Annotated in this window: 13 protein-coding genes; 4 read left to right on the top strand and 9 right to left on the bottom strand. The window is 74.0% G+C overall.

The genetic code is table 11. The features are described from left to right. Nucleotides 1-42: 42 nt before the first annotated feature. Nucleotides 43-540 carry a DUF6328 family protein gene (locus ABZ883_RS27540; protein WP_360910635.1) on the bottom strand — a complete coding sequence of 166 codons (498 nt, stop codon included), beginning with the start codon at nucleotides 538-540 and terminating at the stop codon, nucleotides 43-45. A 97-nt stretch (nucleotides 541-637) separates the two neighbouring features. Here ABZ883_RS27540 and ABZ883_RS27535 point away from each other — a divergent pair, with 97 nt between their 5' ends. Next, a complete protein-coding gene (locus ABZ883_RS27535; RefSeq protein ID WP_360910633.1) occupies nucleotides 638-1429 on the top strand; it encodes a hypothetical protein in 792 nt (263 codons plus the stop codon). A gap of 263 nt (nucleotides 1430-1692) precedes the next feature. Continuing rightward, nucleotides 1693-2538, top strand: a complete 846-nt coding sequence (locus tag ABZ883_RS27530; protein WP_360910630.1) for a DUF1206 domain-containing protein — start codon at nucleotides 1693-1695, stop codon at nucleotides 2536-2538. 30 nt (nucleotides 2539-2568) lie between these two features. Here the strand turns inward: ABZ883_RS27530 and ABZ883_RS27525 are convergent, their stop codons facing one another. From ABZ883_RS27525 to ABZ883_RS27510, 4 genes are all read right to left on the bottom strand, one after another. Next, nucleotides 2569-3015: a response regulator gene (locus ABZ883_RS27525; RefSeq protein WP_319665948.1), complete on the bottom strand. Its 447-nt coding sequence runs from the start codon at nucleotides 3013-3015 to the stop codon at nucleotides 2569-2571. 4 nt (nucleotides 3016-3019) lie between these two features. After that, nucleotides 3020-4195 carry an ATP-binding protein gene (locus tag ABZ883_RS27520; protein ID WP_360910627.1) on the bottom strand — a complete coding sequence of 392 codons (1176 nt, stop codon included), beginning with the start codon at nucleotides 4193-4195 and terminating at the stop codon, nucleotides 3020-3022. Further along, complete coding sequence (locus ABZ883_RS27515) at nucleotides 4192-5376, bottom strand: SpoIIE family protein phosphatase (protein ID WP_360910625.1); 1185 nt, start codon at nucleotides 5374-5376, stop codon at nucleotides 4192-4194. The genes ABZ883_RS27520 and ABZ883_RS27515 overlap by 4 nt, the downstream gene beginning before the upstream one ends. Before the next feature lie 231 nt (nucleotides 5377-5607). After that, nucleotides 5608-6105: a MarR family winged helix-turn-helix transcriptional regulator gene (locus ABZ883_RS27510; RefSeq protein ID WP_360910623.1), complete on the bottom strand. Its 498-nt coding sequence runs from the start codon at nucleotides 6103-6105 to the stop codon at nucleotides 5608-5610. Between the two features lie 127 nt (nucleotides 6106-6232). On the opposite strand from ABZ883_RS27510, the gene ABZ883_RS27505 reads away from it, so the two are divergent. Together ABZ883_RS27505 and ABZ883_RS27500 are read left to right on the top strand one after the other, a co-directional pair. After that, the gene (locus ABZ883_RS27505) at nucleotides 6233-7417 is read left to right on the top strand and encodes a PP2C family protein-serine/threonine phosphatase (protein WP_360910621.1); all 1185 of its coding nucleotides are present in this window, start codon (nucleotides 6233-6235) and stop codon (nucleotides 7415-7417) included. Nucleotides 7418-7516: 99 nt separating this feature from the next. Then, entirely contained in the window at nucleotides 7517-8287 is a 771-nt protein-coding gene (locus ABZ883_RS27500; protein ID WP_360910619.1) for a MerR family transcriptional regulator, read from the top strand. Between the two features lie 41 nt (nucleotides 8288-8328). On the opposite strand, the gene ABZ883_RS27495 is transcribed toward ABZ883_RS27500, so the two are convergent. The 4 genes from ABZ883_RS27495 to ABZ883_RS27480 form a co-directional block, all read right to left on the bottom strand. After that, nucleotides 8329-10512 carry a 3-hydroxyacyl-CoA dehydrogenase NAD-binding domain-containing protein gene (locus ABZ883_RS27495; RefSeq protein WP_360910617.1) on the bottom strand — a complete coding sequence of 728 codons (2184 nt, stop codon included), beginning with the start codon at nucleotides 10510-10512 and terminating at the stop codon, nucleotides 8329-8331. Between the two features lie 37 nt (nucleotides 10513-10549). Further along, nucleotides 10550-11764 (bottom strand): acetyl-CoA C-acetyltransferase, encoded by a 1215-nt coding sequence (locus ABZ883_RS27490; protein ID WP_360910615.1) that lies wholly within the window; start codon nucleotides 11762-11764, stop codon nucleotides 10550-10552. Between the two features lie 81 nt (nucleotides 11765-11845). After that, nucleotides 11846-12988 (bottom strand): acyl-CoA dehydrogenase family protein, encoded by a 1143-nt coding sequence (locus tag ABZ883_RS27485; RefSeq protein WP_360910613.1) that lies wholly within the window; start codon nucleotides 12986-12988, stop codon nucleotides 11846-11848. A gap of 41 nt (nucleotides 12989-13029) precedes the next feature. Then, the gene (locus tag ABZ883_RS27480; RefSeq protein WP_360910611.1) at nucleotides 13030-14196 is read right to left on the bottom strand and encodes a CaiB/BaiF CoA-transferase family protein; all 1167 of its coding nucleotides are present in this window, start codon (nucleotides 14194-14196) and stop codon (nucleotides 13030-13032) included. Nucleotides 14197-14220 lie beyond the last annotated feature (24 nt).

Raw genomic sequence — 14220 nt, 5'->3', positions numbered from 1 at the left:
GCATCGCGGCGGCTTTCGCCGTGCCCGCCTCCTCCCACGCCGTCAGTCGCCTTTGGCGTGGCCGGTCCGCGCCCACAGCGGCAGCCCGTACCAGCAGGCCAGATACCAGACGGCCACCCCGGCCACGACGTAGGGGACGTAGGCGCCGTGCGTCGCCACCCGCAGCACGAGCAGCACCGCCGAGGCCATCGTGGCCAGCAGGAGGACGAGCCCGGCGAACGTCAGCCGCGAGGCCCAACGCACGCTCTGCGGCTTGATCCGCCGGCCGGCCACGATCCGATGGAAGGACACCGGGCCGATCAGCGCCCCGGTCGCCGTCGCACCGAGCACCACGGTGACGATGTAGATGGTGTGGTCCACGACGCCCAGCCGCTGGTAGTGCGGGGTGAAGACCACGGTGAGCAGGAAGCCGAAGAGGATCTGCACGCCGGTCTGGGCGACCCGGACCTCCTGGATCAGCTCACTCCACATGCGGTCCGCGCGTTCGTCCTCCGTCTCGTGCCGGCCTCGTCCTTCGTGTCCGTCCCCGGTGTCGGCCATCGTTCCCTCCCGGTTCCTCTGCGCGCGGCTTCGAGCGATATGTGCTTAATATGCGTTTCGCTGAGCTATGTAACATCTCATCAGATTGGGACGACCGATGGCGAAGACGTACCTTCTCCGCGGCACCGCCGCCGCCTGCCTGGCGGCCGCGGCACTCGCGTGGCCGGCCTCGGCCGCGGCCGCCACCACCCCGGCCCGCCCGGCGGCGGTCCCCTCCGTCGTGCAGGACGACGGAAACGGCAACGGCGACGGCCGGGATCGGGGTGACGACGACAACCGCGGCGACTACAACCGCGACGACTTCGGCCGCGACGACGACCGTGGCGACGGACGTGACGGCGGACGTGACGGTGGACGCGGTGACGGCCGGGGCGGACGCGACGACGACCGGGGCGACGGACGCGACGGCGGACGCGGCGACGACCGCGGTGACGGCCGAGGCGGACGCGACGGACGCGACGGCGGACGCGGCGACGACCGGGGCGACGGGCGCGACGGACGTGGCGGACGCGGCGACGACCGCTGCGACGACGACCGCGGCTACGGGCGCGACGGACGTGACGGCGGACGCGGTGACCGGCGCGGTGGACGTGACGACCGCTGCCGCGACGACCGCGGCGGACGCGGCGACCACGGCCGGCACCACTGCAAGTGCGGCCGGCACCACCACGGCCGGGGCGGCCACGGCGGCCACGGCGGTGGCGGCAACTACGGCGGTGGCGGCGGCGGCAACTTCGGTGGCGGCGGCGGTGGCGGCATCGGAGGGATCGGTGGCGTCGGCGGCGTCGGCGGCTTCCCCGACAAGGACGCCGCGGTCGCCCCGGTCGCGGCCGGCCAGGGTGTCAGCAACCGCTCGCTGTTCGACCCGAGCCTGCTCGACGTGCTCTGAGCCGCCCGGCACACGACGGTCCGGCCGCCCCCTCGCGGGGCGGCCGGACCGTCGTGCTGTCACCACTCGATCCGGTCCACACCCTCGGTGTCCGTGGCGCCGGGAAGCCCGGCGACGATCCCCGCAACGACCGTCCGCGCCCGGCGCGTCCACGCGGGCCGGCCTCCCGGACAACGGCCCGCGCTGTTTCACCGGCCGGGTACGGGGCAGCCGACGGCTGCCGGGGGACCCCGGTACACAGGCCCGGTTCAGGGAGGTCGGCCATGGGGACGACGGGAGCGGCCGCCGCGGTGCGGCCCGGCAGTGCGGGGCGGCGCGCGATCCGGGCCGGCGCACGCGCGGGACTGACGGCCCGTGGGGTCATCTACGCACTGACCGGTGTGCTCGCCCTGCGCATCGCCTTCGACGGTTCCTCGCAGCAGGCCGACCGCGGTGGCGCGGTGGCCGAGCTGGCGGCCCAGCCCCTCGGCGGATTCCTGGTCTGGGCCCTGACGGCGGGACTCGCCGGAATGGCCCTGTGGCGGCTGTCGGAGGCCGCCTTCGGGGCGGCCGGGCCGGACGGCGGCAAGGCGTCCAAGCGCGCGCAGTCGGCGGCCCGCGCGGTCTTCTACGGCTTCGTCACCTACTCGGTGGCCAGCTTCGCGGTGAACGGGGGGTCGGGCGGTTCCGGCGGCGGGGCCGGGGGGTCGAGCGACCGGACGTCCAAGGACGTCACCGCCGAGGTGCTGGGTTGGCCGATGGGCCGCTGGCTGGTCGGCGCGGCGGGCCTGGTCCTGGTGGGGGCGGGTGGCTGGATCGCCGTACGGGCGATGATGCGTCGCTTCCGCAAGCACCTGCGCATCGGCGCCATGTCGCCGCGCACCCGCCGGGTGGTCGAGGCCCTGGGCGTGGGCGGGGGCACCAGCCGCGGGGTGGTGTTCGCCGCCGCGGGCTGCTTCGCCGTCGTCGCCGCGGTGCGCTTCGACCCCGGCCGGGCCAAGGGGCTGGACGACACGCTGCGCACGTTCCGTGAGACGCCCGCCGGGCCCTGGCTGCTGGCGGCGGTCGCCGCGGGCCTGGTGCTGTTCGGCCTCTTCTCCGGTGCGATGGCGCGCTGGCGCGAGGTCTGAGGGACGGCCGGGGCACCGGCCGCCGGCCGGTCAGCGCCCCGGCAGTTTCACCACGGTGACGAAGAAGTCGTCGATCTGCCGGACGACCTCGATGAACCGCTCGAAGTCGACGGGCTTGGTGACATAGGCGTTGGCGTGCAGCTTGTAGCTGCGCACGATGTCCTCCTCGGCCTCGGAGGTGGTGAGGACGACGACCGGGATGTCGCACAGCGAGGCGTCGGCCTTGACGTCGGCCAGCACCTCGCGGCCGTCGTAGCGCGGCAGGTTGAGGTCGAGCAGGATCAGGCCCGGCCGGGGAGCGTCGGCGTGCTGCCCGCGGCGGTGCAGGAAGTCCAGCGCCTCCTCGCCGTCCCGCACGACGTGCAGGACGTTGCGGATCTTGTGCTCCTCGAAGGCCTCACGGGTCATCAGCTCGTCCCCGGCGTCGTCCTCGACCAGGAGGACGACGATCGGTTCCGGCTGGGGCGGCACGGTCATGGCGTCATTCCTCCAGTGCGGCGGGCCGCGTGGCGGCGGGCAGGGTGAAGCGGATGCGGGTGCCCTCGCGCGGCGCGGGGTCGAGCCAGATCCGGCCGCCGTGGTGCTCCACGATCTTCTTGCAGAGTGCCAGACCGATGCCGCTGCCGTTGCTCCCGGGCTCCCCCTCGCGCGGGCGCGGCACGACGCCGAAGACCTTCTCGGCGTAGGCGGGCGGTACGCCGATGCCGTTGTCGGTGACGGCGAAGGCGAGCAGGCCGTCCTCGTCCGGCCCGTCGGAGGTGATCGCGATCCGCGGTGCGCGCTGCGGCGAGCGGAAGGCGACGGCGTTGCCGAGCAGGTTCTGCCAGAGCATCGTCAGGAGGGTCGCGTCGCCGATCGTGCGGGGCAGGGACGACGGCCGCTCGACCGCGGCGCCGCACTCCCCGATCGGCCCGGCGAGGTTGGCCAGTGCCCGGTCCAGCGCGTCGTCCAGGGCGACCACGACATCGCCCTCGTCGGGGCGGCCCGAGCGCGCGAAGGCCAGCAGGTCGCCGAGGAGTACCTGCATGCGCTTGGCGCCGTCCACCGCGTAGGCGATGTACTGCAGCCCGCGCTCGTCGAGGCGGTCGCCGTAGCGCTTCTCCAGCAGCTGGCAGAAGGAGATGACCTTGCGCAGCGGTTCCCGCAGGTCGTGCGAGGCGACGTAGGCGAACTGCTGGAGCTCGCTCCCGGCGCCGCGCAGCTGCTCCTCCCGCTGCCGGGCCTGCGCCAGTTCGGCGGCGGCGGACGAGCGGGAGCCCTCCAGTTCGCGCAGTGCCTCGCGCAGCGGGGCGAGCTGCCGCAGCGCCCTGCGGTGCACGAGGACGGCGAGGCCCGCCGCGGCGAGCAGGAGGACGGCGAGCACGGCGGCGACGGCCCAGTACGGCACAGTGATTCCGGCCCGGTCGTCGCCCGCGGCGGCGGTGGTGCGCGGCGGGGCGGCCACGGCCCGGTGGCGTACGGCGGTGCCGATCGGGGCCCGTGCGGGGGCCGGGTCGCCGGCGGCGGCCGCGTACCCGGCCGGCCGGTCCGCCGCCCCGGCGGGCGAGGGCGGGAGGGCGGTGACACCGGCGACCGCGCCCGCCACCACGAACAGGGCGGCGGGGGCGAGGGCGATCCGGCAGGTACGGGTGGGCCGTGCGGGCCGTGCGCCGGTCATGACGCGGTGTCCCAGTCGAGGCGGACGACGGCGACGTCGTCGTCGAAGCCGCCGTGCCCGGCGGCCAGCGACTCGGCGCGGTCGATCAGGGTGTCGACGAACTCCGGCGCCGGAAGCCCGGCGTGCTCCCTGGCCAGGGTGAGCAGTCCGGTCTCACCGAGCCGCCCGTTGCCGGCCCGGCCCTCGAACAGGCCGTCCGTGAAGAGGGTGAGGGACTGCCCGGGGCGCAGGTCGAGCCGGCCCTCGGGCCAGTGCCCGGCGCCGGGGATCATCCCGAGGGCGGGGCCGCCGGGGGGTTCGGCGTACTCGACCTCGCCGTCCGGTGTGCCGCGCAGCAGCCCGTGGTGGCCGGCCCGCCACACCGACGCGCCGCGGCGGTCCGGGCTGAGGGTGAGCACCGTGGCGGTGGCGAAGATCTCGGGCGCCGCGCGCTCGGCGACCAGCACTTCTTCCAGCAGGGAGAGCTGGCGTGCGCCCTGGACGCCGCTGAGTACGAGGGTGCGCCAGGCGATGCGCAGGCCGACGCCGAGCGCGGCCTCGTCGGGGCCGTGGCCGGACACGTCGCCGATGACGGCGTGGACGACGCCCTCCGCGGTCTCCACGACGTCGAAGAAGTCGCCGCCCAGCAGGGCGTCGGCGCGGCCGGGGCGGTACCGCGCGGTGACCGTGACGTCCTTGGTGCGCAGCATCGGCAGCGGGAGCAGGCCGCGTTCCAGCCGGGCGTTCTCCTCGGCCCGCATCTGGCTGGCGCGCAGGGCGACGGCGGCGCGTTCGGACTGCTTGCGCTCGACGGCGTACCTCAGCGCCCGGCCGAGCAGCTCCGGGTCCACGCGTCCCTTGACGAGGTAGTCCTGGGCGCCGGCGGACACCGCCGCGAGGCCCGTGCGCTCCTCGGCCAGGCCGGTGAGCACGACGACCGCTGCCCGCTGGGTGAGGGCCAGGGCCCGGCCGAGGGCGGCCAGCCCCTGGCCGTCGGGGAGATGCAGGTCCAGCAGGACGCAGTCGGCGGGACGGGCGCCGAGGGCGTCGCCGGCCTCGGCGAGCGAGCGCACCCAGCGCAGGTCGACCGGCACACCGCTGTCGGCCACCAGTTCCTCGACCAGGAGTGCGTCGCCGGCGTCGTCCTCGACCAGGAGCACGGCGAGCCGCCGGCCCGTGCTGTCACCCGGTCTGGGGATCAACCCCCCAGGCGGAGTCAGGGTGTTGCCTTCCACATCGTCTCCCCACCCCAGCGATGCCCCTTGCGGGGCGATGGGATCGTACGCGAAGGACACCCTGGCCGGGCGGCCTTTGCCACACTGCGGATCATCTTCGATCATTGCCGTTGGGCAACAGTAATACCCTGCAACGGATACACGGCACGCACCCGGGTCGGGAACAGCCCGTTCAAGAAGTGAGGATGCCGTGCGCGGCTACGCGCTGTGGCTCCGCCCGTCCGTCACGGCCGGGACGGCGGCCAGGCCCGTGGCGGACGCCGCGCTCCGGAAGGCCGCCAGTCCCTCCAGCAGGGCGCGCCGGGCCCGCTCGGGCATCGCGGCGACGACGGTGGCGAGCTCCCGCTCACGGCGTTCGCGCAGCTCGGTCAGGAGCGCGGCCCCCCGGGGGGTGAGCCACAGGCGCACCTCGCGGCGCGAGGTCGGGCTGATGTCCCGGGTGAGGTACCCCACTGCCTGCAGCCGGTCGCAGAGCCGGCTCATCGCGGGCGGCGCGGCGCCCAGCACCTCGCACAGGGTGCGCAGGTTGGCGCCCTCGTTCCCCTCCAGCGCGAACAGCAGCCGCAGCTGCGAGGGCGGGACAGGCGGGTCCCCCGCGTCCCTGCCCCGGCCCCAGAGCACCTCCAGCGCCTCGACCATCGACGACGCCTCGGCGACGACGTCCCGGTCGGGCGGGCGGCTCGCGGACAAGGTCATCTCCTGGGCGTCATGTCCTGGGCCCGGAGCGGGCAGGAAACGGATATAGGGGTACACATCACGGCTCCCCTCGGCCCTGCCACCGTAACCGACCCTCCCCTCCTCCCAGAAGGACCCCCGCGAACCGGTGAACACCTCCGCTCTCCACGCCGCCGAGCGCGCCCTGCGCGCCGCCGCTCCCCATGCCCTCGCCGACACCGTCCGCCGGATCCTGCGGCAGCACTACGGGGCGGGCGCGGTGGACGTCCTGCTGGCCGACTACGGCCAGACCGTGCTGCAGCCGGTGGCTGCCCAGCCCGGCGGCGACGGCCTCGTACCGATTGCCGGCAGTCCGGCGGGCCGGGCCTTCGGGGCGCAGGAGCCGGTCACCGAGGCCGTCGCCGGCGGTGTGCTGCTGCACCTGCCGGTGAGCGTGCGCGGCGACCGCATCGGCGTGCTGAGCGCCGGGTTCCCGGCGGAGACCGGCCCGGTGGACGCCGGGACGGTCGCGGACCTCGGCGAGATCGCCGAGATGCTGGGCCATCACATCCTGGTCGCCGACCGCGACACCGACCTGTATCTGCGGGCCCGCCGCCGCGACCGTCTCACCCTCGCCGCCGAGATCCAGTGGCAGCTGCTGCCCGGGCACTCGCTGGCCCGCCCGGGGTACGCGCTCGGCGCCCAGCTGGAACCCGCGTACGACATCCACGGCGACAACTTCGACTGGTCGGCGTCGGAGGACGACCTGACGCTCACCGTCACCAACGGCATGGGCCAGGGGATCGACGCGGCCCTGCTGACCAGTCTCGCCGTCAGCGCGCTGCGCAACGCGCGGCGGGCCGGTGTCCCGCTGGCCGACCAGGCGGCCCTCGCCGACCAGGCGGTCTTCGCCCGGTACCGGGGCGAGAGCCATGTGTCGGTGCTGCTGATGCGCTTCGAGCCGGCCACGGGCACCGTCGACGTGGTCGACGCGGGATCGCCGCGCGTGTACCGGCTGCGGGACGGGGCCGTGGACACCGTCCCCTTCGAGCCGCAGATGCCGCTCGGCATGTTCGAGGACACCCCGTACGTCGTCCAGCGGTTCGAGGTGCGCTCGGGCGACCGGCTCCTCGTCGTCAGCGACGGGGTGTACGAGACCGCTTCCGCGTCCGGCGAGAGATACGGCGAACAGGCCCTGGCGCGGGCGATGCTGGCCACCCGGCTGGTGCCGCCGGCCGATGTGCCGCGGGCCGTGCTGCGCGAGCTCCCCGGCTACCGGGCGGTGGCCGACGCCGAGGACGACGCGCTCGTCCTGTGCCTGGACTGGGACCGGGCCGGGCACCCGGCTCCGTGAAGGGGGCCGTACGCTGCGGCAACGGCCGACGGCGGCACGCGCGACCGGTCATACTGGTGTCATGACCAGGGCGGCGAGCGAGAGAGCGAGATCCCGCGCATGACGCAGTCCCGGGCCGCACGCCAGGAGGCGCCCGCAGCGGACGAACCGCGCCTGACGGTCGACGAGTTCGCGGCGCGCGCGGGGACGACCGTCCGCACGGTCCGGTTCTACAGCGCCAAGGGCCTGCTGCCGCCGCCGGAACTCGGCTCGCGCCGCGTCGGTCTCTACGGGCCGGACCATCTCGCGCGGCTGGCGCTGATCGAGGAGTTGCAGCACCAGGGGCTGACCCTCGCCGCCATCGGCCGCTACCTCGACCAGCTGCCCGGCGACATCACCCCGCAGGACCTCGCCCTGCACCGGGCGCTGGTGGCCACCTGGATGCCGGACACCGCGGAGGAGGTCCCGCGCGCCCGGCTGGAGCAGCGGGCCGGACGGGAACTGAGCGGCCACGACCTGGACCGGCTGGCCGCGATGGGGGTGCTGCACCCCACCGCGGACCCGGAGGTCCTGCTGGTCAACCCGGCGATGCTGCACCTGGGGGTGCGTCTGCTGGACGTGCCGATCCCGCTGGAGACGGTGCTGGCCACCCGGGAGATCGTGCTCAAGCACGCCCGCGCGGTCGCGCACGAGCTGCACCGGCTCTTCCAGCGCGAGGTGTGGCAGCCGTACGTGGCCGGGGAGCCCGACCGGGAGGACCGGGCGCGGATGCGCAGCCTCACCGAGGACCTCCAGCCGATGGTCGTGCAGGCCCTGGTCACCGCCTTCCAGCGGTCGCTGGCGGAGGAACTGCGGGCGACGGCGGCAGGGTTGGGCGGCACGGAGAGATGAGCCCCCGGGGGCGGCGGGCGCCGCCCCCGGAGGTGTGCGGGTCAGCCGTCGGTGAAGGTCCCACCGCGTTCGGCCGTGCGCACCAGCAGTCCGGGCGCCGCGAAGCGCTCGCCGTACGCGGCCCGCAGCTCCTCGGCGCGCGCGAGGAAGCCGGCCGGGCCGCCGGGGTAGCCGTTGATGTACTGCAGGACGCCGCCGGTCCAGGCCGGGAAGCCGATGCCGAGGATGGACCCGATGTTGGCGTCGGCGACTGAGACGAGGACGTTCTCCTCCAGGCAGCGGACGGAGTCCAGCGCCTCGACGAAGAGCATGCGCTCCTTGAGGTCCTCGAAGGGCACCTCCGCGGCACCGGGCCGGGTGAAGTGCTCGCGCAGCCCGGGCCACAGGCCCGTCCGCCTGCCGTCGGCATACTCGTAGAAGCCGGCTCCCCCGCTGCGTCCGGGACGGCCGAACTCGTCGACCATGCGGTCGATGACGGCGTCGGCGGGGTGCGGCTGCCAGCTGCCGCCGGCCTCCTCCACCGCGCGCCGCGACTCGTCGCGGATCTTGCGGGGCAGGGTGAGCGTCAGCTCGTCCATCAGCGACAGGACCTTGGCGGGGTAGCCCGCCTGGGCCGCGGCCTGCTCGACGGTGGCGGGGTCGACACCCTCGCCGACCATGGCGACGCCCTCATTGATGAAGTGCCCGATGACGCGCGAGGTGAAGAAGCCGCGCGAGTCGTTGACCACGATCGGGGTCTTGCGGATCTGCCGCACCAGGTCGAAGGCGCGGGCCAGCGCCTCGTCGCCCGTGCGGGCGCCCTTGATGATCTCCACCAGCGGCATCTTGTCGACCGGCGAGAAGAAGTGCAGGCCGACGAAGTCCTCGCGGCGCTGCACCCCTTCGGCGAGTAGCGTGATCGGCAGCGTGGAGGTGTTGGAGCACAGCAGGGCGTCGGGGGCGACGATGCCCTCGATCTCCTGGAAGACCTTGTGCTTCAGGGCCGGGTCCTCGAAGACCGCCTCGATGACGGCGTCGCAGCCCGCCAGGTCCTGCGGATCGGCGGTGGGGTGGATCCGGGCGAGCAGCGCGTCGCGCTTCTCCTGCGTCGTACGGCCCTTCGCCAGGGCCATGTCGAGCAGTCCCGCGGAGTACGCCTTGCCGCGCTCGGCGGCCTCGGCGGTGACGTCCTTGAGGACGACCTCGATACCGGCCTTGGCGCAGGTGTAGGCGATGCCCGCGCCCATCATGCCCGCGCCGAGGACGGCGACCTTGGTGACGGTGCGGGACGGGACGTCCTTGGGGCGGCTGGCACCGGAGTTGACGGCCTGCATGTCGAAGAAGAACGCCTGGATCATGTTCTTCGCGATGGGCCCGGTGACCAGCTCGGTGAAGTAGCGGGACTCGATGGTGAAGGCGGTGTCGATGTCGACCTGGGCGCTCTCCACGGCGGTGGCGAGGATGTTGCGCTGGGCCGGGTAGGGCGCGCCCGCGAGCTGCTTGCGCAGGTTGGCCGGGAAGGCGGGCAGGTTGGCGGCGAGGGCGGGGGTGCTGGGGGTGCCGCCGGGGATGCGGTAGCCCTTGGTGTCCCAGGGCTGCGCCGACTCGGGGTGCGCGTCGATGAAGGCGCGCGCCTTGGCGAGCATGTCCTCGCGGTCGGCGGCCACTTCGTGGACCAGGCCGTTCTCCAGGGCGCGCTTCGGGTCGTACTGGGTGCCCTGGAGCAGCACCTTCAGGAGCGCGTCGGTGATGCCGAGCAGCCGGACGGTGCGGACGACGCCGCCGCCTCCGGGGAGCAGGCCGAGCGTCGCCTCCGGCAGGCCGATCTTCGAGCCGGGCGCGTCGAGCGCGACGCGGTGGTGGCAGGCGAGCGCGATCTCGTAACCGCCGCCGAGGGCCGCGCCGTTGACGGCGGCGACAACCGGCTTGCCGAGGGTCTCGATGCGGCGCAGGTCGCGCTTGATCGCCATGCCGGCCTCGAAGATCTGCGGCGCGTCCTCGGGCCCGGCCTTGATCATGTCCTTGAGGTCGCCGCCGGCGAAGAAGGTCTTCTTGGCCGAGGTGACGACGACGCCGCGGACGGAGTCGCGCTCCGCTTCCAGGCGGTCGGCGACGGCCCGCAGGGACTCCCTGAAAGCCTGGTTCATGGTGTTCGCGGACTGGTTCGGGTCGTCGAGGACGAGGGTGACGACGCCGGTCTCGTCCTGCTCCCAGCGGATGGTGGTGTTCGTCGGAAGAGCGGTCATGTTCGGTCGGCTCCGTTGCGGGGTGCGGGACAGGAGGTCAGAGGCGTTCGACGACGGTGGCGATGCCCATGCCGCCGCCGACGCACAGCGTGGCGAGTCCGTACCGCTGGTCGCGGCGCTCCAGTTCGTCGATCAGGGTGCCCAGGATCATGGCGCCGGTGGCGCCGAGGGGGTGGCCGAGCGCGATGGCGCCGCCGTTGACGTTGACCTTGTCGTGGCTCAGGCCCATCTCCCGCATGAAGCGCAGGACGACGGCGGCGAAGGCCTCGTTGATCTCCACGAGGTCGATGTCGTCGATGGTGAGCCCGGCCTTGGCGAGCGCCTTGCGGCTGGCGGGAGCGGGGCCGGTGAGCATGATGGTGGGGTCGGAGCCGGAGACCGCGGCGGAGAGGATCCGGGCGCGCGGGGTCAGCCCGTAGCGCTCGCCGGTCTCGCGGTTGCCGATGGCGACCAGGGCCGCGCCGTCGACGATGCCGGAGGAGTTGCCCGCGTGGTGGACGTGGTCGATCTTCTCGACCCAGTGGTACTTCTGCAGGGCGACGGCGTCAAAGCCGCCCGCCTCGCCGATCGTGGCGAAGGAGGGCTTGAGGCCGGCCAGGCTCTCCGCGGTGGTGCCGGGGCGGATGTGCTCGTCGCGGTCGAGGACGACCAGCCCGTTGCGGTCCAGGACGGGGACGACGGACCGGTCGAAGCGGCCCTCCTTCCACGCCTCGACGGCGCGGGCCTGGGACTCGGCGGCGTAGCTGTCCACGTCGTGGCGGCTGAGGCCCTCGAGGGTGGCGATGAGGTCGGCGCCGACGCCCTGGGGGACGAAACGGGTGGTCCAGCTGGTCATCGGGTCCATGGCCCAGGGGCCGCCGTCGGAGCCCATGGGGACGCGGGACATCGACTCCACGCCGCCGGCCAGCACCAGGTCCTCCCAGCCGGAACGGATCTTTGCGGCGGCCATGTTCACGGCCTCCAGGCCGGAGGCGCAGAACCGGTTCTCCTGGACCCCGGCCACCGTCTCCGGCAGACCGGCGGCGATCGCGGCGGTCTTGGCGATGTCGGAGCCCTGGTCGCCGATCGGGGTCACGACGCCGAGGACGACGTCGTCGATCGCGGCCGGGTCGAGACCGGGCAGGCGGCGCCGCAGCTCGTCGATGAGCCCGGTGACCAGGTCGACGGGCTTGGTGCCGTGCAGGGAGCCATTGGCCTTGCCGCGCCCGCGCGGGGTGCGGATGGCCTCGTAGACGTAGGCGTCGGTGCTCAACGTCGGATGCCTTTCGGTGAGGGTGGTGGGGGGGGGCCGGGCGGGTCGGTGCCCGGCGTGCGCGCCCGCGGGTCGTGCGGGTCAGTCCAGCAGCGATCGGCCGATGATCTCCTTCATGATCTCCGTGGTGCCTCCGTAGATGGTCTGGACACGGCCGTCGGTGAATGCCCTCGCCACCGGGAACTCGGCCATGTAGCCGTATCCACCGTGCAGTTGGAGGCAGCGGTCGGCGACCCGCTTCTGCAGTTCCGTCGCCCACCACTTGGCCATCGACGCGTGCACGGCGTCGAGCCGGCCGGCGGCGTGCTCCGTCACGCAGCGGTCCGTGAACGCCCGGGTGACCGCGCACTCGGTCGCCATCTCGGCTATCTCGAAGCGGATGTGCTGGTGCCGGGCGAGCGGGCGGCCGAAGGCCTCGCGCTCCTTGACGTACCGGGTGGTGATCTCCAGCAGGTGCTCGGCGGCGGCCGCCGCGGCGACGGCGATGCCCAGGCGCTCCTGGGCGAGGTTCGCCATCAGGTGGAAGAACGCCTGGTTCTCGGCGCCGAGCAGGTTCTCCTTCGGCACGCGCACATCGGTGAAGAAGAGCTCGGCGGTGTCCTGCGCCTTCTGCCCGATCTTGTCGAGGTTGCGCCCGCGCTCGAAGCCGGGCATGCCGCGTTCGACGACCAGCAGGCTCAGGCCCCGCGCCCCGCCCTCGGGCGTGGTGCGGGCGACCACCACGACCAGGTCGGCGAGGATGCCGTTGGAGATGAAGGTCTTCGCGCCGTTCAGGACCCAGTGGTCGCCCGCGTCCACCGCGGTCGTGCGGATGCCCTGGAGGTCCGAGCCGGCGCCGGGCTCGGTCATGGCGATCGCGGTGATCAGCTCGCCGCTGCAGAACCCGGGCAGCCAGCGGCGCTTCTGCTCCTCGGTGGCGAGCCCCGTCAGATACGGGCCGACGACGTCGTTGTGCAGGCCGAGGGCGAGACCGTGCGCCCCGGCACGGGCGAACTCCTCGGCCAGGACGACCGCGTAACGGAAGTCGTCGGTGCCCCCGCCGCCGTACTCCTCGGGCACGGCGATGCCCAGCAGCCCCTGGCGGCCCGCCGCGAGCCATGCCTCGCGGTCGACGATGCCCGCCTTCTCCCACCGCTCGTGGTGCGGCAGGACCTCCTTGGCGAGGAACGTCCGCACCGTCGCCCCGAACGCCTCGTGCTCGGCCGAGAAGAGCTCGCGCTGCATGCTGCCCGCCTTCCGGGAGGGACGTCGTGGTCGGTCAGGGGTCAGGGCCGGGTGGACCGGTCGGCCTCGGTGGCCAGCGCCGGGACGTCCCAGTCGCGGGCGACCTCGGCGGTGTGGGCGCCGGGCCGCGCCGGCGGCCGGCGCAGGCTCGCGGGGGTGGCGGAGAAACGGGGGGCCGGCGCGGGCTGGGTGATGCCGCCGGTCGTGACAAAGGTGGTGCGGGCGGCCAGGTGCGGGTGCTCGGCCGCCTCGTACAACGACAGTACCGGCGCGACACACGCGTCGCTGCCCTCGAACAGCTCGGTCCACTCCTTGCGGGTACGCGTGGCGAAGCGCTCCGCGATCAGCGACCGCAGTTCGTCCCAGCGCGCGAGGTCGCCGCGGTCGGGCGCGTCGTCGGGCAGCCCGAGCAGCCGGGCGAACTCGGCGTAGAAGGCGGGCTCCAGGGCGCCGACCGTCATCCAGGCGCCGTCGGCGGTCTCGTAGACCGCGTAGTACGGGCAGCCGCCGTCCAGCAGATTGGCGGCACGGCGGTCCTGCCAGGCGCCCGCGGAGAGCATGCCCCAGATCATCGCGCCGAGGTGGGCGGCGCCGTCCACGATGGCGGCGTCCACGACCTGGCCCGCCCCCGTGGCGCGGGCGTGGTGGAGCGCGGCGAGCACGCCGGTCACCAGGTAGAGGGAGCCGCCCGCGTAGTCGCCGAGCAGATTGGCCGGGACGGCGGGCGGGCCTCCCGCGGAGCCGATCATGCCGAGGGTGCCCGCGGTGGCGATGTAGCCGATGTCGTGTCCCGCGCTCGCGGCCAGCGGCCCGTCCTGGCCCCAGCCGGTCATCCGGCCGTAGACGAGGCGGGGGTTGCGGGCATGGCAGGCGGCCGGGCCGACGCCCAGGCGCTCGGCGACGCCGGGGCGGTTGCCCTCCAGCAGGATGTCGGCCCGCTCGGCGAGACCGAGGACGAGCGCGGCACCGCCCTGGTCCTTGAGATCGATCACGACGGAGCGCTTGTTGCGATTGGTGAGATCGTGGTCCGGGTCGACGCCGAGGCGCGCGCCGCCGGGCCGGTCCACGCGGACGACGTCGGCGCCCAGGTCGGCGAGGAGCATCGAGGCGAAGGGAGCCGGTCCGATCCCGGCGAGTTCCACGACGCGCACCCCGGCGAGCGGGCCGCCCGCGTCCGGTCCGGGCGGATCGTTGCGTCCCTCGGCCATCGTTCCTCCGGCCCCGTCGACGGG

Origin of the sequence: Streptomyces sp. NPDC046977, assembly GCF_040644455.1 — a bacterium.
GTDB lineage: Bacteria > Actinomycetota > Actinomycetes > Streptomycetales > Streptomycetaceae > Actinacidiphila.
The sequence above is the reverse complement of the archived record's forward strand: the minus strand, read 5'-3'. Positions and strand labels throughout refer to the sequence as shown.